Genomic DNA, 21,359 nt, shown 5'->3' with positions numbered 1-21,359 from the left:
CGGCGCGGCCGAGCAGACCGGGAACGGCATCGATGGCAGCCGTGAGGTCACGGCGGCGAGCACGTATCAGTCGAAGGTGTCGGTCCAGGACGCGATGTCGACGCCGTGGTTGTCCGGAGACGCGAGAGACCACCACGCGGGTGCGTGCGCGTCGTCGACGAGTCTGCCGCCGGCGGCGAGCGCGGCATCCACTCGCGTGCGGGCCTGGTCGGCCGGCACGAAGACGTCGAAGTGCGTCCGGCCCCTCGCCGGGGAGTCGCCGCTGATGGGATTGAAGGCGAGCTGCGGCCCGCAGCGCAGCGGGTCGACGGCATCCGTGTCTCCGAAGGCGTCGTAGCCGAGCGCGGCGGTGAAGAACGGTCGCACATCGGCCTGCGAGTGCTGGGCGACGTAGATGCCGATCGACTGCGCGAGCGAGGGATCCGGCGTCAGCTGCAGCTGGGCCGCGGCTCGGGAGACGGCAGCGGCGAACGCCGTGGCGGCCGCGGGGATGCCCTCCGGGCTGCGGTAGGGGATGCGCACCACGACTGCCTCGGGACGCACGTCGACATCGGGCAGTACGCCGAATCGCTCGGCGGCGGTGATGACCGGCGCGAGGAGGCCGGCCGCATGCGACAGCGATGTCGAGGTGAACACGGCCTGCGGGCCCGTACCGGTGACACGCCAGTCGGAGACCCCCGCCGCCCGGTGGAACTCGGCCGCGGAGATCCAGCCCGAACCGCTCGTCGACTCGCCCATGAGAGCTCCTTCGCTCGCTTGCGCCCAGAGTAGTGGGAGGCCGGACACGAGGGAGGCCTGAGCGGCATCCGATCTTCACTTCCACGCCACGAAGCGGAACAGAGAGATGAGCGGATGCCCCCTCCCGGGGCACCCGCTCATCTCATTTCTTCGATTCAGGCGCGGTTCAGAACGGGTTCGGCGTGAGGGTGTACTTCGTCTGCAGGTACTCGTGGATGCCCTCGGCGCCGCCCTCGCGGCCGAGACCCGACATCTTCCAGCCGCCGAACGGGGCCGCGGCGTTCGAGACGACGCCCATGTTCAGCCCCATCATGCCGGTCTCGAGGCGCTCGATCATGCGCTGACCGCGGGCGAGGCTCTCGGTGAAGACGTAGGAGACGAGGCCGTACTCGGTGTCGTTGGCGAGGCGCACGGCGTCGTCCTCGGTGTCGAACGGGATGATGGCGAGCACCGGTCCGAAGATCTCCTCGCGGAGGATGTCGGACCCCGGCTGCACGTCGGTGACGACGGTCGGCTCGTAGAACGTCCCCGGCCCGTCGATCTCGTTGCCGCCGGTGGCGACCTTCGCCCCGCGCGAGACGGCATCCTGCACCAGCTGCGACGCCTTGGCGACGGCGCGGTCGTCGATGAGCGGGCCGATGGTGACGCCCTCCTCGGTGCCGCGGCCGACGGTGAAGCCGTTGACGCGCTCGGTGACGCGGCGGGCGAACTCGTCCGCGACCGAGCGGTGCACGATGAACCGGTTAGCGGCCGTGCACGCCTGGCCGATGTTGCGGAACTTCGCGAGCATCGCGCCGTCCACCGCCTTGTCGAGGTCGGCGTCGTCGAAGACCACGAACGGCGCGTTGCCGCCGAGCTCCATCGACGTGCGCAGCACCCCCTGGGCGGCCTGCTCGAGCAGGCGCTGACCGACCTGCGTCGACCCGGTGAACGAGAGCTTGCGCAGTCGCGGGTCGCGGATGATCGGCTCCGACACGGCGCCCGAGGTCGAGGTCGTGAACACGTTGACGACGCCCTTCGGCAGGCCCGCGTCCTCGAGGAGCTTCGCGAAGAACAGCGTGGTCAGCGGCGTGAGCTCGGCGGGCTTGATCACCACGGTGCAGCCTGCTGCCAGCGCCGGCGCGATCTTGCGGGTCGCCATCGCGAGCGGGAAGTTCCACGGCGTGATCAGGAAGCACGGACCGACAGGGTGCTGCGACACGATCATGCGGCCGGTGCCCTCGGGGTTGGCGCCGTAGCGGCCCTGCACGCGAGCCGTCTCCTCGCTGAACCAGCGCAGGAACTCGCCGCCGTACGCGACTTCGCCGCGCGCCTCTGCCAGCGGCTTGCCCATCTCGATTGTCATCAGCAGCGCGAAGTCCTCCTTGCGCTCCTGCAGCAGGTCGAACGCGCGACGCAGGATCTCGGCGCGTTCGCGCGCCGGCGTCGCCGCCCATGCGGGGAACGCCTCCACCGCCGCATCGAGCGCGGCCTTGCCGTCCTCGGGCGACGCGTTCGCGATCTCCTTGACGACCTCGCCGTTGGAGGGGTCGTAGACCTTCAGCGTCTTGTCGCCGGATGCCGCGCGCCACTGCCCGCCGATGAACAGCCCGTCGGGCACGGACGCCAGCAGCTCGGACTCACGGGTTTCGGTGATCGTCGTGGTCACGGGGACTCCCTTGTCGGTTCACGGATGCCGCTCGTACACGGCATCCGTTCTGTCGATGTCTACCGGGCCAATTCTGCCCGCCGCCGCCGAAGCGGCCGATATACGCGATGTACAGCTCTGTGTGTTGTTTCGCCGCCGGGGACCGGCTCAGCCGACGACCGCCGCCGGCTGGTGCTGGGGGAGGAACACCTGGGAGAAGAAGGTGTCGAGCTCATCGGTCGCCTGGAGCGGGAGCACCGCGGCGACGTACTGGTCGGGCCGCACGACGACCACGACGCCGTCGCGCGACAGGCCGCGCTCGTCGAAGATGTCGGTCGTCGTCCAGGCGCTGGGCGCTGCGGCGTAGACCTTCTCCCAGTCGATCAGTCCGAGCGGTCCCGTCCGCGGCAGGAACAGCTCGGGCACCCGGGCGATGTCGACGTCGTCGAAGCCCTGCTGGTAGACGACCTTCACATCGAAGACGGCGTCGATGTCGGCGCCCTCCGGCGTGAAGCGGTGCACGGGCGACTGGGGCGATGCCATGAACTCCGCCCAGTCGGCGAGGACGGATGCCTCTCCCGCCGCCGGCGCGTCGGCGAAGGCGTAGACGCGCCACCGGCCGTCGGCCTTGGCGTGATGCCCGAGGTGTACGGCGTTGCCGTCGCACACGCGGACCACCTCGACCGACTTGAAGCGCTTGCCCAGCGGGAAGCCCTCGGCGAGGGCCTGGTGCGCGGCATCCGTCACGATCATCGAGGGGCCGTACTGCGTCATGAATCCGGACGGGAACTCGGCTGTGCCGAGGTAGAACGTGGCGAGCTCCTGCGGGTCGGAGATCTCCTCGGGCTTGCGGGCCATGAGCGCCGACCATTCGCGATCGAAGTCGATGAGCTGCTGGGCGACGGGCTGGCGCTCGGCCGAGTAGGTCGAGAGCAGCGACGCGGGGCTGAGGCCGGTGAGGACGTGCCCGAGCTTCCAACCGAGGTTGAAGCCGTCCTGCATCGAGACGTTCATGCCCTGCCCGGCCTTGGCGCTGTGGGTGTGGCAGGCGTCGCCGGTGAGGAAGACACGGGGGTCGTGGCCCTGGTCGACGTCGACGTCGTCGAACTTGTCGGTGACGCGGTGGCCCACCTCGTACACGCTGTGCCACGCGACCTGCTTCACGTCGATCGAGTACGGGTGGAGGATCTCGTTCGCCCTGCGGATGACCTCCTCGATCGGCGTCTGCCGCACGCGGTGATCGTCGTCGGCCGCGACCTCGCCGAGGTCGATGTACATCCGGCTCAGATACCCGCCCTCGCGCGGGATGTGGAGGATGTTGCCGGCGGTGGAGTTGATCGCGCATTTGGTGCGCCAGTCGGGGAAGTCGGTGTTGACGAGCACGTCCATGACGCCCCACGCGTGGGCGGCGAAGGCGCCGACGTGGCGGCGCCCGATCGCCTCGCGCACGCCGCTGCGGGCCCCATCGGAGCCGACCACGTACTTGGCGCGGATGGTGCGCTCCTCGCCGGCGCGCTCCCCCGCCGTGTACCGCAGGCGGACCTCGACCGGGTGCGCGTCGGCTCCGTTGCCGGCGCTGTCGCCCACGTCGTCGCCGGCGCCGTCGTGCACGGTGAGACCGACGAACTCGACGCCGTAGTCGGGGACGATGCGGCCGGGGCCGTGCGCGGCGGCCTCGGCGAAGTAGTCGAGCACGCGCGCCTGGTTCACGATGAGGTGCGGGAACTCGCTGATCTTGAACGCGTAGTCCTCGGTGCGCGCGGTGCGGATGATGTTGCGCGGGTTCTCGGGGTCGGGACCCCAGAAGTTCATGTAGGCGATGTTGTACGCCTCGGCGATGATGCGCTCGGCGAATCCGAACGCCTGGAACGTCTCGACGCTGCGCGGCTGGATGCCGTCGGCCTGGCCCAGCACGAGGCGTCCCTCGCGGCGCTCGATGATGCGCGTCGTGACGCCCGGGAACTGCGACATCTGCGCGGCGAGCAGCATGCCGGCGGGACCTGATCCGACGATGAGCAGATCCACCTCGTCGGGCAGTTCGGCGGGGCGATCGACGCCGGTGCCGGCGGCATCCTGCACCCGCGGGTCGGCGGAGACGTAACCGTGGTGGTGGAACTGCATCGGTGTCCTCCTCGGACGACGGTGTCGAGGGCTTGTGGCCGGGGGCTTGTTTCGATCCTCCGCGTGTTCTATATTCGAACACGCCGTTCTACTATTGAACAGATCGTATACGACCCGCGTCGACGCGGCAAGACCGCCGTGCGACGAGACAGCGAGCCTCGTGTCCTCTGCCCCCTCCTCCGCTCCCGCTTCGCAGACGCTGAGCCGCGGCATCCGGATCCTCGAAGTGCTCGCCGAGGCGCGCGGCCCGCTGTCGATCGACGAGATCGCCCAGCGCCTCGACGTGCACCGCTCGGTCGCCTACCGGCTGCTGCGCACGCTCGAGGACCACGGGCTGGTCGAGCGCGACCCCGCCGGCCGCGTCGAACTCGGCGCGCGGATGGCCGCCCTCGCCGCGGGCGTGGCGCACGATCTCCAAGCCGAGGCCCTCCCCGAGCTCACCGCGGTCGCCGGCGATCTGGGTGTGACGTGCTTCCTCGCCGTGCTCGACCACGACGAGTGCGTGACGCTCTCGAGCGTCGAGCCGCGGCACGCCGTGAACCCCGTCGCGCAGCGGCCGGGGACGCGGCATCCGATCACGCGCGGCGCACCGGGCAAGGCGATCCTGTCGCTGCTGCCCGAGCCCTCGTGGCCCGGCGAGGTGTCGGACGCGCTCGCAGCGGAGGTGAGGGATGCCGCGGCCCGCGGCTTCGCGACCAGCCACGACGAGGTCATCCCGAGCCTGCGCGCCGTCGCTGTGCCGCTCGTCGTGCGCGGGCGCGGCCCGGCGGCGATCGCCGTCGTGTTCGTGGCCAGCGCGCACAGCGACGACGAGATCGCGGTGCGCCTGACGGAGTCGGCCACCGCGATCCGCGACGCTCTCGGAGGCTGATGCCGGCGGAGCAGTCCGCGCGGCGGCGCTGCCACACCTCCTCGGATCTGGCGCCCGGAGCCCGCCGGATCCGCTGCCACGCGGCTGCCGCCGGAAACCTGAGGAGGCGGTGTCGTCAGGCCCCGGTCGGGTACTCGGTCACCAGGCGGATGTTGTACTCCGCGACCCGCTGCGGCACGCCCGCGAAGGCCTCTGCGCGCGCCTCGGAGCCCAGGTACTCCTGCTCGAGGGCCACGAAGTCGTCGGCGTCGCCCTCGGCGCTGACCGCCCACACGAACTCGTTGGTCTCGGGCAGCCCGTAGGCGAACTCGATGGCGAAGCCCGCGGCGGGTCGCACCTTCGGCATCCATTCGTTCCACCAGGCGACGAAGGCGTCGTACTCCCCGTCGACGAGCGTGTACCGGCGCAGCTGGATCGTCTTCATGACTCCCATCTTGGCGGAAGACCTATACTCGACACGTCCGGCGGCATCGACGCCCGCCGGTGCTCGAAAAATGGGCACGCAGCGCGCACGCGCGAGACATATACGGCCTCGTCATCCGTTCCGTCTCGAAAGGCATCGCCATGCCCGCCACCCCTGCCATGAGCACCGTCTCGGCCCACGTCGCCCTCACCCTCGCCCGTCACATCGACCACGTCTTCGGCGTCATGGGCAACGGCAACGCCTACTTCCTCGACGCGCTCGAGCGCTCCACCGACGTGCACTTCACGGCCGTGCGCCACGAGGCCGGCGGCGTCGTGGCAGCTGACGCGTACCACCGCGCCTCGGGACGGCTCGCGGCGGCGACCGCTACGTACGGCGCCGGATTCACCAACACCCTCACCGCCCTCGCCGAGGCGGTGCAGGCCCACGTGCCGCTCGTGCTCGTCGTCGGCGACGAGCCGACGTCGGGTCCGCGCCCCTGGGACGTCGACCAGATCGCCCTCGCGTCCGCCGTCGGCGCGCGGACCTACACCGTCGGGCGAGCGGATGCCGCAGCCACGACGGTGATCGCGATCGAGCACGCCCTCACCTACCGCGTGCCGACCGTGCTGGCGATCCCGTACGACGTCGCGGCGCGCGACGCGGGACCGGTGCCCGAGGCTCCGGAGCCCCGCCTTCCCGGACCGCTGCTGCCGACCGGACCGTTCGCCGAGGCCGCCGTCGAGCGGATCGTCGAGGCACTGGCGTCGGCCGAGCGCCCGTTCCTGCTCGCCGGCCACGGCGCGTGGATCTCTGGCGCGGGCGAGGCGCTGGGCGCGGTCGCCGATGCGGTCGGCGCGATCACCGCTTCGACCGCCCTCGGGCGAGGCATCTTCCCGCGCAGCGAGTTCGACCTCGGCGTGACCGGAGGCTTCGGCGCCGAGGGCGCGATGGAACTCGTGCGCGACGCCGACGTCGCGGTCGTCTTCGGGGCATCGCTCAACCAGTTCACGATGCGGTTCGGCGACCTCTTCGCGCCCGGCACGCGCGTGTTCCAGGTTGATGTGGCGCCGGCTGCTACCCACCCCCACGTGGGCGGATATATCCGCGGAGATGCGGCGAGGGTCGCACGGGCGGTCGCGGACGGACTGCACGAGCGCGGCGCCGGCGCGAGCGGCTGGCGCGAGGCGGTGGACCTCATGCCGCTGCGTGCCTACGACCCCGGCGAGGGCGTAGCGCCCGACGGACGGCTCGATCCCCGGTCGGTGGCGACGCGGATCGGCGAACTGCTGCCCGCGGACCGCGTGGTGGTATCGGATGGCGGACACTTCATCGGCTGGGCGAACATGTACTGGCCGGTCGCCTCCCCCGACCGGATGATCATGGTCGGGACGGCGTTCCAGTCGATCGGCCTGGGCTGGCCGTCGGTGCCCGGCGCAGCGCTCGCCAAGCCGTCGTCCACGGTCGTGCTCACCACCGGCGACGGCGGCGGGCTCATGGCGCTGGCCGACCTCGAGACGGCGGTGCGGGTCGCGGGCGGCCGGGGCCTCGCGGTCGTATGGAACGACGCCGCGTACGGCGCCGAGGTCAACCTCTACGGGCTCAAAGGCCTCGCGCAGGAGCCCATGCTCATCCCCGAGGTCGACTTCGCGGCTCTCGCGGCGGGCGTCGGCGCCGAGGGCGTCGTCGTGCGGACGCTGAGCGACCTCGACCGGCTCGCCTCGTGGAGCGCCGAGCCCGCGGCATCCCGCCCCTTCCTCGTGCTGGACTGCCGCATCTCGGGCACCGTCGTGGCGCCGTATCAGCGCGAGATCATCCGCGTGAACTCCTGAGCGCTGCTGCTGCGGGCGGCACGCCCCCGGCCCAGGTGTCACGACACGCGGCATCGCGCCCCGCGAACCCACGCAACGCGACCACCGAACGCGCGATGCCGCGGATCACTCGCCTTTGAAGTCGGGGCGGCGCTTCTGCTGGAAGGCCTGGAACCCCTCGCGGTAGTCCGCAGTGGTGCGCAGCGCCTCTTGTCCGCGCGCTTCCTCGGCGACGGCATCCCACAGGCGTTCCCCGCGAAGACGCGCGATGAGGCGCTTCGACGCGACGAAGGCGGCGGTGGGGCCGGATGCCGCGACCGCCGCCCGCTGCTCCGTGAAGTCGAACACCTCCTCGACGGGCATGGCCCGGCTGAAGAGCCCGGCCGCGACGGCCTCGGCGCCGGTCAGGAGCTCGCCGGTGTAGATCAGGTCGAGCGCGCGGTGCGCACCGAGCCGCTCGTAGAGGAGAGCGTGACCGCCCGAGTCGAGCATCGCGCCGAGGCTCGCGAACGGCGAGCCGATCTTGGCGTCGTCGGCGACGTAGACGACATCGGTCGCGATCGCGAGCCCGAGCCCGACGCCGAGGCACGCGCCGTGGACCGCCGCGAACGTGGGGGCGGGGAATCCGGCGATGCGCCGCATCAGCGTCTCGACGCCCGTGAGGTACTCGGGCACATCGTCGGTCAGCGGATCGACGCCCGCGATGTCGCGACCCGCGCAGAACGCACGCCCCTCGCCGCGCAGCACCAGCGCCCGCACGCCGGCTTCCTCGGCCGTGCGGTACGCGGCATCCATCTCTCCCAGCTCGCGCAGCGACAAGGCGTTGAGCTTCTCGGGAGAATTGAGCACGACCTCGGCAACATCTGCGGCGATGGACAGCTCGATCAACTCGTCCTCCTAGACGTCGTAGTCGACCACGACGGTATCGGTGGTCGGGTGTGACTGACAGGTGAGCACATACCCGCGCTCGAGCTCGTCGGGCTCCAGCGCGTAGTTCTCGGTCATCGTCACCGAGCCCTGCAGAAGCCGGGCGCGGCACGTGCCGCAGACGCCGCCCGCGCAGGCGAACGGCACGTCCGGACGCACCCGCAGCGCCGCATTGAGGATGGACTCGTGCGCCGCGACGGGGCTGTCGACCGCCTGCGACTGGCCGTCGAGTGTGAACTCGATGCGACGCACCGGCTCGTCCTCGGCGACGACCACCGGCCGTCCCGCCGCAGGCTCGGCCCGCTCCCCCTCGCCGGTCGTGAACAGCTCGTAGCGCACGTGCGCGTGGTCCACCCCGATGTCGGCGAGCGTGTCGCGGCAGAGCTGGACGAGCTCGAACGGCCCGCACAGGAACCACTCGTCGACGGTGTCGGGCAGCACGAGCTCGTCGAGGATGCGCCGCAGCCGCGGTTCGTCGATGCGGCCCGACAGCAACGGAGCCGTGCGCTGCTCGCGCGACAGCACATGGTGCAGGGCGAGCCGCGTCGGGTAGCGGTCCTTCAGGTCGGAGAGCTCGTCGAGGAACATGACGTCGAGGCTCGAGCGGTTCGTGTAGACGAGGGTGAACCGCGACGTGTCGGACCGCGCGAGCACCGTGGCGGCCAGCGCCATCAACGGCGTGATGCCCGACCCGGCCGCGATGCCCGCGACGTGCGCGCCGTCGAGATCGGCGAGCTTCGAGGTGAACGTGCCCTGCGGGCTCATCACGTCGATCTCGTCTCCCGCGTGCAGCTCGGTCTGCGCCCACGTCGAGAAGCGTCCGCCGAGGTCGCGCTTGATCGCGACGCTGATCGTGCGCGGGCCATCGCCCCCGCCCCCGGCATCCTCCGCTCGGCACAGCGAGTACGAGCGGCGCAGCTCGTGACCGTCGAGCATCGTGCGCAGCGCCACGTGCTGGCCCGCCAGGTAGTCGAACTCGCCGCGCACCGCTTCAGGGATCGCGAACGTCACCTCGACCGAGGCGTCGGTGAGCGGCCGGACCGCCGCCACCCGCAGCGTGTGGAACCGCGCGCGGTGGCGGCTGCCACGCGGTCCTCCCACGGCGGTCGTGAGCAGCGTCTCGGCGATGCGCTGATTCTCCCCCGCCGCGACCTCGGCGTTCGGCTTGCGTGCGCCGTCGCGCTCCATCAATGCACCTTGAAGTGGTCGAAGGGCTCGAGGCAGGCGCGGCACTCGTACAGCGCCTTGCAGGACGTGGAGCCGAAGCGGGCGAGCTCGCGGGTGTCGAGCGAGCCGCAGCGCGGGCACCGCACCGACAGCGCCAGGCGGATGGGGCCGGTGACCCCGGCGCGCCCGGTCGGCGGCGCGATGCCGTAGTCGACGAGCTTGCGCTTACCGGCATCCGTCATCCAGTCCGTCGTCCAGGCGGGCGCGAGCACGAGCCGCACGTCGACGTCGTCGAATCCGGCCGCGGTCAGGGCGAGCACGACGTCGTCGCGGATCGCGTCCATCGCCGGGCATCCCGAGTACGTCGGCGTGATCGTCACGGTGGCGTGCGCGCCGTCGACCGCGACGTCGCGGAGCACGCCGAGATCCTCGATGGTGAGCACCGGCAGTTCGGGATCGGGAACGGATGCCGCAGCCCGCCACGCACGCCGAGTCGCCGCATCCGCCGCCACAGGCGGCTGCGCTGCCCCCACCGGTTGCTGAGCCTGTCGAAGCATCACCACGTCGCCCCCGGATGCTGTCGCGCGAGCACCTGCATCTCGGCGAGCAGGTACCCCAGAGTCGGGAAGTGCGAGCCGTGGCGACCGCCGGCCGACGACATCGGCCCGGAGGGGACCTCGAGCTCCGCCTCCGCGAACACCGCTGCGATGACGGCGTCGAACGGCGGCTGCAGGGTCGAGGGCCGCACCGCGGCGTCCTCGAGCCGGTCGATCAGCGGCTCGTCGCGGAACAGCTCGCCGACGTACGGCCAGACGTCGCCCACCGCGCGGACCATGCGGCGGCGGGACTCGTCGGTGCCGCGGGCGAGCCGCAGCGTCCACTGCACGGCGTGGTCGCGGTGGTACTCCACTTCCTTGACTGCCTTGGCCGCGATCGCGGCGAGCGTCTCATCGGACGATCCCTGCAGCGCAGTGTAGAGCTCGAAGAGGTAGACGGATGCCGCCAGCTGACGCGCGATCGTCTGCGCGAAGTCTCCGTTGGGCTGCTGGAACAGCCAGGCGCAGCGGAACTCCGCCTCTTCGCGCCAGTAGGCGAGGTCGTCTTCGGTGCGGTCGTCGTACGTGCCCGCATAGCGCAGGAACGAGCGCGCGTGTCCGAGCAGGTCGAGCGCGATGTTGGCGAGTGCGACGTCCTCTTCGAGTTCGGGTGCCCGCGCGATCCATGCGCCCAGCTGCTGCGAGAGGATCAGCGCGTCGTCGCCCAGCCAGAGCGCGTATTCGGCGACATCGGCTGTCGCAGCGCGACCCTCGCCGCCGGCGAGTTCGGCCGACAGCTCCACGCGCTCGACGGTGACCACTCCGTGGGGGTCGGACGCCGCTGCGGGTCCGTGAGATCGTCGAGTGGTCACAGGTGCGGCACCCCCTCCGACGCCGTGTAGTACGTGGCGTGTCGGTAGTTCTTGCCGGCGGGGCTCTCGAAGAACGCACCCTTGGAGTCGGGGTCGCTCGTCGTGATCGCATCGGCCGGCACGACCCAGATCGACGTTCCCTCGCTCCGGCGGGTGTAGACGTCGCGTGCGTTGCGCAGGGCGAAGTCGGCATCGGGTGCATGCAGCGAGCCCGCGTGCACGTGGCTGAGGCCGCGTCCGGCGCGGACGAACACCTCCCACAGCGGCCAGGTCTCGCGCGGCGAGGCGCCTGAGGTCGTCATGATGCGGCCTCCATCCCGGCGCCGGCATGTGCGTCGGCGCTGTGCTCGCTCAGCGACCGGATGCCCGCCTGCTTCCGGGCGTACTCCGCGGCCGCCTCGCGCACCCAGGCGCCGTCCTCGTGCGCGGTGCGGCGGTGCCGGATGCGCTCGACGTTCATCGGACCGCGGCCGGCGAGAACCTCGTGGAACTCGGTCCAGTCGATCTCGCTCGTGTGCCAGCGCTGCGCCTCGTCGTCCCAGCGCAGCTCGGGGTCGGGAAGCGTCACACCCAGCACCTCGGCCTGGGGCACCAGCATCCCGATGAACCGCTGGCGCAGGTCGTCGTTCGAGAAGCGCTTGATCTTCCAGGCCATCGACTGGGCCGAGTTGGGCGATTCGTCGTCGGGGGGCCCGAACATCATGAGACTCGGCCAGTACCAGCGGTCGACGGCATCCTGTGCCATGCGCTGCTGCGCGGGACTGCCCTGCATGAGCGTCAGCAGGATCTCGAATCCCTGCCGCTGGTGGAACGACTCCTCCTTGCAGATGCGCACCATCGCGCGCCCGTACGGACCGTACGAGGCACGACAGAGCGGCACCTGATTGCAGATCGCGGCGCCGTCCACGAGCCAGCCGATCGCTCCCATGTCGGCCCACGTCGGTGTGGGGTAGTTGAAGATCGACGAGTACCGCGCCCGGCCGGCGATGAGCTGCTCGGTCATCTCGTCGCGCGTGATGCCGAGCGTCTGTGCGGCGCTGTACAGATAGAGCCCGTGACCGGCTTCGTCCTGCACCTTGGCCATCAGGATCGCCTTGCGCTTCAGGCTCGGCGCCCGGGTGATCCAGTTGCCCTCGGGCTGCATGCCGATGATCTCGGAGTGCGCGTGCTGCGAGATCTGCCGGATCAGCGTCTTGCGGTAGGCCTCCGGCATCCAGTCACGCGGCTCGATGCGGGAATCGGCCTCGATGATCGCGTCGAACGCCGCCTGTTCGGCGGCTTCGTCGATCAGCACATCGGTCGTCATCGTCGACTCCGTTCCGGTTCCTGAGCCTGTCGAAGGATTACAGACCGTTCGTTCAGTAAGTCTAGACCACGACGGATGCCGCGGCCACCGTCAGCCGGCCGCGTCGCCGCCGCCGCGGCGCGTGGTGAAGGAGCGCCCGCGGAATTCCGCGACGACGTCACCGGTCTCGTCGGTCACCGTCACGTCGTACAGACCGCTGCGCCCCGCGAGCGCGCGGCGGCGGGCATGGGCGGTCAGCGTCTGCCCGGCGCGTGTCGCCTTGAGGAAGGAGATGTCGGCTCCGGCGGCCACCGTGATGTCGGCATCCGTGTCCCCTTCTCCCGGCGCGACGGCGTTGCACGCCATCGCGAATGCCGTGTCGGCGAGCGCGAACACCATTCCGCCGTGCGTGATCGCGAAGCCGTTCGTCATGTCGTCGCGCACGCGCATCGACACGACGGCTTCGCCCGGTTCGTCACGCTCGACGATCATGCCCAGCGCCGCCGACGCGCGGTCGCGCCGCAGCATGCGGCGCTGCCCGGCGAAATGGTGGGCGGGGTCGCTCATGCGCCGGCCTCTGCCGACACCGGACCTGCGGCCGCCGCGGCCGACTCCGTGGTCTTGGCGACCAGCGTGAGCACGTCGTAGGTCGCGACGATCTCATCGCGCTGGTTGAGGATCACGGCGTCCCACCGCACCTCGCCGTAGTCGTCGGTCTCGCGCGGGGTGATCTGCTTCGCCGTCAGCACGACGCGGATCTCGTCGTCGGGCGACACCGGCGTCATGAAGCGCAGGTTCTCGAGCCCGTAGTTCGCGAGCACCGGACCGGGATCCGGATCCACGAAGAGCCCCGCCGCCCACGACACCAGCAGGTAGCCGTGTGCAACGCGACCAGGGAAGAACGGGTTCGCGGCGGCGGCCTCCTCGTCCATGTGGGCGTAGAAGCGGTCGCCCGTGAAGTTCGCGAACGTCTCGATGTCGTCGAGGGTGACCGCACGCGACGGCGACGCGAGCTGGTCGCCGATCGCGAGCTCGGCGAGCGACTTACGGAACGGGTGGCGGTCGGAGCGGGATGCCGCGCCCTGATGCCAGACGCCGGTCAGTGCCGTCAGCATCGCCGGCGAGCCCTGCACCGCGGTGCGCTGCATGTGGTGGAGCACCGCACGGATGCCACCGAGCTCCTCCCCTCCACCGGCGCGGCCCGGTCCGCCGTGGACGAGGTGCGGCACCGGCGCGCCGTGGCCGGTCGAGGTGCGGGCGTCGTCGCGGTCGAGGAACAGCAGTCGCCCGTTGTAGGCGGCGGTGCGCGCGAGGAGGGTCGCGGCGACGCCGGGGTCAGACGTCGCGACGCTCGTCACGAGCGATCCGCCGCCGCGGCCGACGAGGTCGGCGGCCTCCTCCACCGTCCGGTACGCGAGCACGCTCGCCACCGGGCCGAACGCCTCGACGTCGTGGACGGCATCGGGCAGCGAGGCCGCTTCGCCGTCGAACCCGACGAGGATCGGGCCGATGAACGCGCCCTCGCCGGCGGGCCCCGTGGTGCCGTCCGCCTGCGTGACGTCGGGGGCGTCCGTCGTTCCCAGCACGATCCGCCCGCCGGCGGCCTCGAGCGCGCCGACGGCGCGCAGCACCTCGTCGCGCTGTGCGAGCGAGACGAGCGGCCCCATCGTGACGGACTCGGCGTGTGGATCGCCGACGACGACGCGCTCGGCGATCTTCTGCCGCAGCGCCTCGACGAGCGGGGCGACCGCATCGGATGGGACGATGGCCCGGCGGATCGCGGTGCACTTCTGGCCGGCCTTGGTCGTGAGCTCGACCATGAGCTGCTTGACGTACGCGTCGAACTCCGGCGTGCCCGGCACCGCGTCGGGCCCGAGCACGGACGCGTTGATCGAGTCGGTCTCGCTCGTGAACCGCAGGCCAGGCGCGGCCTGCGCACGCAGCCGCTCAGCCGTCGATGCGCTGCCCGTGAAACCGACGAGGTCGCCCAGCCCGAGCTGCTCGAACAGGCCGGGCACCGCACCGCTCACCAGCTGCAGCGACCCGGCGGGGAGGAGTCCCGTCTCGACGAGGATGCGTACCCACGCCTCGGCGACGTACGCGGTCGGCGACGCGGGCTTCACGATCGTCGGCACGCCGGCGAGGAAGGCCGGGGCGAACTTCTCGAGCGCTCCCCACATCGGGAAGTTGAAGGCGTTGATCTGCACAGCGACGCCGGGCAGCCGCGTGTAGACGTGGCGGCCGAGGAACGAGCCGTCCTTCGACAGCGACTCGACCGGGCCGTCGAGGTACACCTGCGCGTTGGGCAGCTCGCGGCGCCCCTTCGACGAATACGTGAACAGCACGCCGATGCCGCCGTCGATGTCGTTGAGCGAGTCGCGCACCGTGGCGCCGGCGCGCTTCGACAGCTCGTAGAGCTCCTCCTTGCGCGCGGTCAGCGCGAGGCCGAACTGCTTGAGCAGGAGCGCCCGCTGGTGGAACGTCAGTCCGCCGAGACTCGTCTGCCCCACCGTGCGGGCGTGGGCGATCGCGCCTGCGAGATCGACGCCCTGCGTGCTCAGATAGGTGACCACCTCGCCCGTCGATGCATCGAGCACCGGGGTGGCGTCGTCGCCGGTGTCCGGAGTCCACCACTCGTCGCGGAGGTAGCTGGGAAGGATGCCCGTCCGGGACGGCTCGAGGGCGCCCGGCTGCTCGATGGTCCCTGTCTGCTCGATCATCGCTGTTCACTCCATTCGTAGAAGCCGCGGCCGCTCTTGCGGCCGAGGTGTCCGTCGGCGACGAGGCGCCGCAGCAGCAGCGGAGGCGCGAACCGCTCCCCCAGCTGCCGGTGCAGCTCTTCGGCGATCCCGAGCCGCACGTCGAGTCCGACCAGGTCGGTCGTGCGCAGCGGCCCGACCGGATGCCGGTAGCCGAGCTCCATCGCCGCGTCGATGTCGGCGGCCGAGGCGACGCCCTCCTCGAGCATGCGGATCGCCTCCAGCCCCAGGGCGACGCCCAGGCGGCTCGACGCGAAGCCCGGGCTGTCGCGGACGACGACCGGCGTCTTGCCGAGCGCTCCGATCCACATCGTCGCGTCGTCGACGAGCCCCGGCTCGGTGGCGGCTCCGGTCACGACCTCCACGAGCTGCGAGGCGGGCACGGGGTTGAAGAAGTGCAGCCCGAGAAAGCGCTCCGGTCGCGCCAGCGCCGACGCGAGGTCGTCGATCGAGATCGACGACGTATTGGTCGCGAGCGCGGCATCGGGCGAGAGAACCCGCTCCGCGCGCGTGAGGGCCGCGATCTTCGCGTCGCGCTCCTCGGGCACCGCCTCGACGACGAGCCGGCAGCCGGCGAGAGCTGCGGCATCCGTCGCCGTCTCGATCGCCGAGGCGAGCGCGTCGATGTCGCGGTCCGTCGCGCCGCGCTCGACGCTGCGCCGCACCGTCTCCCGCAGGCGAGCGGATGCCGCGGCCGCCGCCTCCGCGTCGCGCTCGACCACGATGACCGCGGCGCCGGCGAGCAGGAACGCGTGCGCGATGCCCGCGCCCATGCGACCGCCGCCGATGACGCCGACGCGTTCCGGCACGCTCATCGCTTGCGGCTCTCGAGGAACGCCGCCATGCGCCGCTCCTTCTCCGGGCTCTCGAAGAGCTTCGCCTGCAGTTCGAGCTCGATCTCAGGGTGCGCGGTGCGCGGCGCGAGCAATGCCGTCTTCGTGTAGCGCGTCGCGAGCGGATCGTTGCGTGCGATGCGGTCGGCGATCGCGTGGGCGGCGGCGAGCAGATCGGCGGGCTCGTACAGCGACGACACGAGTCCCCAGGCGACGGCGGTAGCGGCATCCAGGATCCGTCCGGTCAGCAGCATCTCGGCCGCCCGCGCCTCCCCCACGATCTCGGGAAGGCGCCACGTGGCGCCCGCGGCGGCGATGATGCCGAGGCCGGTCTCGGGATTGCCGATCTGCAGTGCGGGCGTGCCGATGCGGATGTCGGCCGCGTAGGCGAGCTCGGCCCCGCCGCCCAGCGCGTAGCCGTCGATCGCGGCGATCACGGGCATCGGGAGGCCGCGCACCCGCTGGAACGCGCGGGTGTTGATGCCACGGCGGGCGTCGGCGGCGCGGCGCTCGCGCAGCTGTGCGATGTCGGCGCCCGAGGCGAACACACCGTCGGAGCCGGTCAGGATGAGGGTCCTGGGTTCGCGCTCCAGTTCGTCGCAGAGCTCGTGCAGCCGGTCGATCGTGTCCTGATCGATGGCGTTGCGCACCTCGGGCCGCGTCAGCGTGGCGACGACGCGGTCCGCGCGCCGCTTGATCTGCAACGGCCCTGCACTCGACGCTGGCATCGGCATCCTCTCGATCCGCTCCGTCGCGGTCGCGACCATAATACTTGACCGATCGTTCAGTAATATCCCCCGAGTTGCGCGGATCCTCCGCCGAGCGGTGCCAGACTGGGCGCATGTCCGCGAGCGCAGAGCCCCTTCCCGCCCGCCGCGGGCGCCCGGGGTACGACCGCGAACAGGTGCTGACGGTCGCCGTGACGCTGTTCAACGAGCAGGGCTACGACGCCACCTCCGTCGCCGACCTGGCCTCGCGGCTCGGCCTCACGAAGTCGGCGCTGTACCACCACTTCGACTCGAAGGAGCAGCTGCTCGCACTGGCGCTCGACGAGGCCCTCGACGGGCTCGAGGGAGTGCTCGATGCACCCGATGCAGCCGTCGCCGATCCCGCCGAACGCCTCGGCGCAGTGCTGCGCGGCGCGGTCCGGGTGCTCGTCGACAAGCTGCCCCACGTCACCCTGCTGCTCCGCGTCCGCGGCAACAGCGACGTGGAGCGCGCCGCGCTCGAGCGGCGGCGCGCGTTCGACCACCGGGTCACCGCGCTCGTCGTCGAGGCCCAGCGCGCCGGGCAGGTGCGCACCGACGTCGACGGCGCCGTCGCCACCCGCCTGCTGTTCGGCATGGTCAACTCCATCGTCGAGTGGTACCGCCCCACCGGCCCCGTCGACCGCGACCGCCTCGCGCACGACGTCGTCGCCGTGGCGCTCGACGGCATGCGCACGCGCTGACGCCCCGGCGGAACCTCGGATGCCGCGACGCCGAGCCCCTGAGGGGCCCGGCTTCGCGGCATCGTTGACGAAGGAGTCAGGCCTTCGCCATCCCGTAGATCGGGCTGACCGACTGCTCCGCCTCATGGTCGGGGCCGAGCGGGATGCCGGAGCGATCACGCAGCAGCAGCGTGGCGATCAGGCCGACGACGGTCATGCCGGCGAGGTACCACGTGACCGACAGCGTCGAGCCGGTCGCCTGCACGAGCGCCGTCGCGATGGTCGGGGCGAACGCGCCGCCCAGGATCGCGCCGATCGCGTACGAGATCGAGACGCCCGAGAAGCGGATGGATGCCGGGAACAGCTCGGAGTACAGCGCCGCCTGGGGTCCGTACGTGAAGCCGAGGCCGAACGTGAGGATCGCGAGGCCGAGGAACAGCAGCCAGATGTTCCCGGTGTTGACGAGCGGGAACAGCAGGAAGACGCCGACGAGCTGCAGGATCCAGCCGATGATGTACGTCGTGCGACGGCCGATGCGGTCGGACACGAAGCCGGCGGCCAGCGTCGACAGCAGCCACGTCACCGCGGAGCCGGCAACGGCCCAGAGCACCGGACCCCGCTCGAGGGCGAGAGGACCCTCGGGGTTGGTCGAGTAGCCCTGGATGTAGCCGCCGGTCGTCATGTAGCCGACCGCGTTGTTGCCCGCGAACACGAGCGCGGCGATGAAGACGAGCAGCGCGTGCTTGCGGAAGAGCGTGACGATCGGCATCCGCGCCTTCTCCTTGCGCTCGGCGAGCTCGGCGAACACGGGGCTCTCCTCGACACGGCGCCGCACGTAGTAGCCGACGAGGATCAGCACGACGCTGAGGAGGAACGGCACACGCCAGCCCCACACGAGGAACGCGTCGCCGGGCGCGATCATCGCCATGAGCGCCATGACACCCGAGGCGAGCAGCAGGCCGAGGGGCACGCCGATCTGCGGCGACGCGCCGAACGCGCCGCGGCGCGTGCGCGGGGCGTGCTCGACCGCCATGAGCACCGCGCCGCCCCACTCGCCGCCCGCCGAGATGCCCTGCAGGATGCGCAGCAGCACGAGCAGGATCGGAGCCCAGATGCCGATGGCCTCGTAGGTCGGCAGCACGCCGATGAGCGCAGTCGAGGCGCCCATCAGGATCAGCGTCCACATGAGCACGACCTTGCGGCCGTACTTGTCGCCGAAGTGTCCGGCGAGGAAGGCGCCGAGCGGGCGGAACAGGAAGCTCACGCCGACGGTGGCGAACGCCACGATCGCGCTGTTCGCACCCAGCGGCGCGAAGAACAGCTGACCGAAGACCAGGCCGACGGCCGTGGCGTAGATGAAGAAGTCGTACCACTCGACCGTGGTGCCGACGACGGTCGCGAAGACGACCCGGCGGCGGTCGGCGGACGCGGCGATGGTTCCGGTGGGGGTGAAGCCCGCCTCGGGTTGCGATGTGCTCATGGTGACTCCTGTGTCGGGGGCTGACGTCGTCGTCTCCGGCCGTCTTTCGGGGTTGGTTGCCGGATGCTGCACGATCATATACGATTTCGGATACGACGCAAGAGTGAGGGAGCTCGAATGGACGAGATCACGGATGCCGCCCCGTCGGCGACGGCCGGTCCCCCGACGGACCCGCGATTCGCGGCCCTCCCCGCACGCCCCGGCAAGATCGTCGCCGTCCACCTCAGCTATGCCTCGCGCGCCGACCAGCGCGGGCGCCGGCCGCAGCATCCGTCGTACTTCTTCAAGCCGTCCAGTTCCGTCGCCGCGTCCGGCGACACCATCGAGCGTCCCGCCGGCACCGAGCTGCTCGCGTTCGAGGGCGAGATCGCGCTCGTGATCGGCGCGGCGGCCCGTCGCGTGACGCTCGCCGACGCCTGGTCGCATGTGGCCGCGGTCACCGCGGCCGACGACTTCGGCCTCTACGACCTGCGCGCCAACGACAAGGGCTCGAACGTCCGGTCGAAGGGCGGCGATGGCTACACACCGATCGGCCCTGCCCTCATCGACGCCCGCCTCGTCCACCCGGACGCCCTCCGGGTGCGTACCTGGCTCAACGGCGACCTCGTCCAGGACGACACGTCGGCGGGCATGATCTTCCCGCTGGCGCAACTCGTCGCCGACCTGTCGCAGCACTTCACCCTCGAACCCGGCGACGTGATCCTCACCGGCACGCCCGCCGGCTCTTCGGTGGCGCAGCCGGGCGACGTGGTCGAGGTGGAGGTCGACGTCCCGGGCGGGCCGTCCTCCGGCCGACTCGTGACGACCGTCGTGCAAGGCGCCGCTGATTTCGACGGCGACCTCGGCTCGCTCCCCCAGGCCGACGACCTGCAGCGCACCGACGCGTGGGGTTCGCGCGAGGCCGCCGGGCTGCCCGCGGAGGGATCGCCCGCGACAGGTGATCCGGCGAGCGCAGCAGCGTCGGCGGCAGAATCTCCTGCGTCCGCCGGAGCACCTCTTCTGAGCGACGAGCTGCGCGCGAAGCTCGCCGCCGTTCCCGTCGCCGGGCTGTCGGCGCAGCTGCGCAAGCGCGGGCTGGACAACGTGCACATCGACGGCGTGCGGCCCCTGCACCCGGAATCCAAGCTGGTCGGCACTGCGCGCACGCTGCGCTTCGTCCCCAACCGCGAAGACCTGTTCGTCTCCCACGGCGCCGGCTACAACGCACAGAAGCGTGTCTTCGACGCCGTCGGCGACGGCGAGGTCGTCGTGATCGAGGCGCGCGGCGAGGCCGGGTCGGGCACGCTGGGCGACATCCTGGCGATCCGTGCGCATGCGCAGGGCGCCGCCGGCATCGTCACCGACGGCGGGGTCAGGGATGCCGCGGCCGTCGCGGCGGTCGGCATCCCGGTGTATTCATCCGGCGCACACCCGGCCGTGCTCGGCCGCAAGCACGTGCCGTGGGACGCCGACCTCACGATCGCGTGCGGCGGCACGACCGTGCAGCCCGGCGACGTCATCGTCGGCGACGCCGACGGGGTCGTCGTGATCCCGCCCGCCCTCGTCGAGGAGGTCGTGGACGCGGCGCTCGCCCAGGAGGACGAGGACGCGTGGATCGCGGAGCGCGTCGCGGAGGGGCATCCGGTCGACGGGCTCTTCCCGATGAACGCCGCGTGGCGGGCGCAGTTCGAGGCGTCGCGCGAGCCCGGCGCCGCAGTCGACGGCGAACGCCCGGCGACCCGGGCGCAGTGGCCGCAGCACACTGCAGCGCCCGAGGACGGGCAGGCCGGACGATGACCCCCGACACGTCCACGACGCTCAGCAAGTCGCAGCTCGCGTACCGATGGGTCAAGGAGCGCATCGCCAACCAGGAGTTCACCCCGGGCTACCGGCTGGTGCTCGGCAGCATCGCGGGCGAACTCGACATGAGCGTCGTGCCGGTCCGCGAGGCCATCCGCCAGCTCGAGGCCGAGGGACTCGTCACGTTCGAGCGCAACGTCGGCGCGCGGGTGTCGATGGTGGACGACTCGCAGTATCGGTTCAGCATGCAGGCGCTGTCGATCCTCGAGGGAGCGGCAACCGCGCTCGCGGCACGCAGGCTCACCGCCGACGACATCCGCGCGGCGCGGCGCATCAACGAGCTCATGATCGAGACCCTCGAGCATTTCGACCCGCGGGCGTTCACCGGGCTCAACCAGGAGTTCCACGCGGCGCTGTTCACGAAGTGCGCGAACCCGCGGATGCTCGAGCTCGTCGACGCCGAGTGGGGCCGACTGGGACACCTGCGCGACTCGACGTTCAGCTTCGTACCGGGCCGCGCCGCCGAGTCGGTGCGCGAGCACGAGAACATCCTGCAGCTGATCGAGACCGGAGCCCCCCTCGGCGAGATCGAGAAGGCAGCGCGACGGCACCGCTCGGCGACCCTCGACGCCTACATGATCCACGAGCACCCCGACGAGGCCCTCGGCCTCCCAGCGTTCTGAACATTCCGGATGCCGGAACTCCGGCAGCAGGACCACGA

General features: G+C 71.2%; 20 protein-coding genes. 5 read left to right on the top strand and 15 right to left on the bottom strand.

Annotation, left to right across the window (positions count from 1 at the left end; genetic code table 11):
• Window positions 1-66 precede the first annotated feature (66 nt).
• The 3 genes from Q9R08_RS11815 to Q9R08_RS11805 all read right to left on the bottom strand — a co-directional run bounded on the left by Q9R08_RS11815 (window position 67) and on the right by Q9R08_RS11805 (window position 4,486).
• On the bottom strand, window positions 67-738 hold the full coding sequence (locus tag Q9R08_RS11815) for a VOC family protein (RefSeq protein ID WP_308868215.1): 672 nt from the start codon (window positions 736-738) through the stop codon (window positions 67-69).
• A gap of 166 nt (window positions 739-904) precedes the next feature.
• A complete protein-coding gene (locus Q9R08_RS11810; RefSeq protein WP_308868489.1) occupies window positions 905-2,374 on the bottom strand; it encodes an NAD-dependent succinate-semialdehyde dehydrogenase in 1,470 nt (489 codons plus the stop codon).
• Window positions 2,375-2,533: 159 nt separating this feature from the next.
• The gene (locus tag Q9R08_RS11805; RefSeq protein ID WP_308868214.1) at window positions 2,534-4,486 is read right to left on the bottom strand and encodes an FAD-dependent monooxygenase; all 1,953 of its coding nucleotides are present in this window, start codon (window positions 4,484-4,486) and stop codon (window positions 2,534-2,536) included.
• Window positions 4,487-4,646: 160 nt separating this feature from the next.
• Here Q9R08_RS11805 and Q9R08_RS11800 point away from each other — a divergent pair, with 160 nt between their 5' ends.
• Window positions 4,647-5,357: an IclR family transcriptional regulator gene (locus Q9R08_RS11800; protein WP_308868213.1), complete on the top strand. Its 711-nt coding sequence runs from the start codon at window positions 4,647-4,649 to the stop codon at window positions 5,355-5,357.
• Between the two features lie 115 nt (window positions 5,358-5,472).
• Here the strand turns inward: Q9R08_RS11800 and Q9R08_RS11795 are convergent, their stop codons facing one another.
• Window positions 5,473-5,781, bottom strand: coding sequence for a hypothetical protein (locus Q9R08_RS11795; RefSeq protein ID WP_308868212.1), 309 nt, complete (start codon window positions 5,779-5,781; stop codon window positions 5,473-5,475).
• A gap of 158 nt (window positions 5,782-5,939) precedes the next feature.
• On the opposite strand from Q9R08_RS11795, the gene Q9R08_RS11790 reads away from it, so the two are divergent.
• Window positions 5,940-7,592, top strand: coding sequence for a thiamine pyrophosphate-binding protein (locus Q9R08_RS11790; RefSeq protein ID WP_308868487.1), 1,653 nt, complete (start codon window positions 5,940-5,942; stop codon window positions 7,590-7,592).
• A gap of 105 nt (window positions 7,593-7,697) precedes the next feature.
• On the opposite strand, the gene Q9R08_RS11785 is transcribed toward Q9R08_RS11790, so the two are convergent.
• From Q9R08_RS11785 to Q9R08_RS11740, 10 genes are all read right to left on the bottom strand, one after another.
• Window positions 7,698-8,459 carry an enoyl-CoA hydratase/isomerase family protein gene (locus Q9R08_RS11785; RefSeq protein ID WP_308868211.1) on the bottom strand — a complete coding sequence of 254 codons (762 nt, stop codon included), beginning with the start codon at window positions 8,457-8,459 and terminating at the stop codon, window positions 7,698-7,700.
• Window positions 8,460-8,468: 9 nt separating this feature from the next.
• Entirely contained in the window at window positions 8,469-9,686 is a 1,218-nt protein-coding gene (gene paaE / locus Q9R08_RS11780) for a 1,2-phenylacetyl-CoA epoxidase subunit PaaE (RefSeq protein WP_308868210.1), read from the bottom strand.
• A complete protein-coding gene (gene paaD / locus Q9R08_RS11775) occupies window positions 9,686-10,222 on the bottom strand; it encodes a 1,2-phenylacetyl-CoA epoxidase subunit PaaD (RefSeq protein ID WP_308868486.1) in 537 nt (178 codons plus the stop codon). The genes paaE and paaD overlap by 1 nt, the downstream gene beginning before the upstream one ends.
• On the bottom strand, window positions 10,222-11,073 hold the full coding sequence (gene paaC, locus Q9R08_RS11770) for a 1,2-phenylacetyl-CoA epoxidase subunit PaaC (protein ID WP_308868209.1): 852 nt from the start codon (window positions 11,071-11,073) through the stop codon (window positions 10,222-10,224). Before paaC ends, paaD begins: the two co-directional genes overlap by 1 nt.
• On the bottom strand, window positions 11,070-11,375 hold the full coding sequence (gene paaB / locus Q9R08_RS11765; protein ID WP_194414233.1) for a 1,2-phenylacetyl-CoA epoxidase subunit PaaB: 306 nt from the start codon (window positions 11,373-11,375) through the stop codon (window positions 11,070-11,072). Before paaB ends, paaC begins: the two co-directional genes overlap by 4 nt.
• Window positions 11,372-12,379, bottom strand: coding sequence for a 1,2-phenylacetyl-CoA epoxidase subunit PaaA (gene paaA / locus Q9R08_RS11760; RefSeq protein ID WP_308868208.1), 1,008 nt, complete (start codon window positions 12,377-12,379; stop codon window positions 11,372-11,374). The genes paaB and paaA overlap by 4 nt, the downstream gene beginning before the upstream one ends.
• Before the next feature lie 90 nt (window positions 12,380-12,469).
• On the bottom strand, window positions 12,470-12,925 hold the full coding sequence (gene paaI, locus Q9R08_RS11755) for a hydroxyphenylacetyl-CoA thioesterase PaaI (protein WP_308868207.1): 456 nt from the start codon (window positions 12,923-12,925) through the stop codon (window positions 12,470-12,472).
• Complete coding sequence (gene paaZ / locus Q9R08_RS11750; RefSeq protein ID WP_308868206.1) at window positions 12,922-15,078, bottom strand: phenylacetic acid degradation bifunctional protein PaaZ; 2,157 nt, start codon at window positions 15,076-15,078, stop codon at window positions 12,922-12,924. Before paaZ ends, paaI begins: the two co-directional genes overlap by 4 nt.
• The gene (locus Q9R08_RS11745) at window positions 15,075-15,932 is read right to left on the bottom strand and encodes a 3-hydroxyacyl-CoA dehydrogenase family protein (protein WP_308868205.1); all 858 of its coding nucleotides are present in this window, start codon (window positions 15,930-15,932) and stop codon (window positions 15,075-15,077) included. Before Q9R08_RS11745 ends, paaZ begins: the two co-directional genes overlap by 4 nt.
• Window positions 15,929-16,678, bottom strand: coding sequence for an enoyl-CoA hydratase/isomerase family protein (locus Q9R08_RS11740; RefSeq protein WP_418001345.1), 750 nt, complete (start codon window positions 16,676-16,678; stop codon window positions 15,929-15,931). Before Q9R08_RS11740 ends, Q9R08_RS11745 begins: the two co-directional genes overlap by 4 nt.
• 113 nt (window positions 16,679-16,791) lie before the next feature.
• Here Q9R08_RS11740 and Q9R08_RS11735 point away from each other — a divergent pair, with 113 nt between their 5' ends.
• Window positions 16,792-17,400: a TetR/AcrR family transcriptional regulator gene (locus Q9R08_RS11735; RefSeq protein ID WP_308868202.1), complete on the top strand. Its 609-nt coding sequence runs from the start codon at window positions 16,792-16,794 to the stop codon at window positions 17,398-17,400.
• A 76-nt stretch (window positions 17,401-17,476) separates the two neighbouring features.
• Here Q9R08_RS11735 and Q9R08_RS11730 read toward each other — a convergent pair whose 3' ends face one another.
• Window positions 17,477-18,859, bottom strand: a complete 1,383-nt coding sequence (locus Q9R08_RS11730) for an MFS transporter (protein ID WP_308868201.1) — start codon at window positions 18,857-18,859, stop codon at window positions 17,477-17,479.
• A gap of 117 nt (window positions 18,860-18,976) precedes the next feature.
• Between Q9R08_RS11730 and Q9R08_RS11725 the strand changes: the two genes are divergently transcribed.
• Together Q9R08_RS11725 and Q9R08_RS11720 are read left to right on the top strand one after the other, a co-directional pair.
• Window positions 18,977-20,635 carry a fumarylacetoacetate hydrolase family protein gene (locus Q9R08_RS11725; protein WP_308868200.1) on the top strand — a complete coding sequence of 553 codons (1,659 nt, stop codon included), beginning with the start codon at window positions 18,977-18,979 and terminating at the stop codon, window positions 20,633-20,635.
• Window positions 20,632-21,321, top strand: coding sequence for a GntR family transcriptional regulator (locus tag Q9R08_RS11720; RefSeq protein ID WP_308868199.1), 690 nt, complete (start codon window positions 20,632-20,634; stop codon window positions 21,319-21,321). Before Q9R08_RS11725 ends, Q9R08_RS11720 begins: the two co-directional genes overlap by 4 nt.
• Window positions 21,322-21,359 lie beyond the last annotated feature (38 nt).

This window comes from Microbacterium psychrotolerans (assembly GCF_031085295.1).
GTDB classification, from domain to species: Bacteria; Actinomycetota; Actinomycetes; order Actinomycetales; family Microbacteriaceae; genus Microbacterium; species Microbacterium psychrotolerans.
Note: the sequence above shows the minus strand (reverse complement) of the source record. Positions and strands in the feature narration are given on the sequence as shown.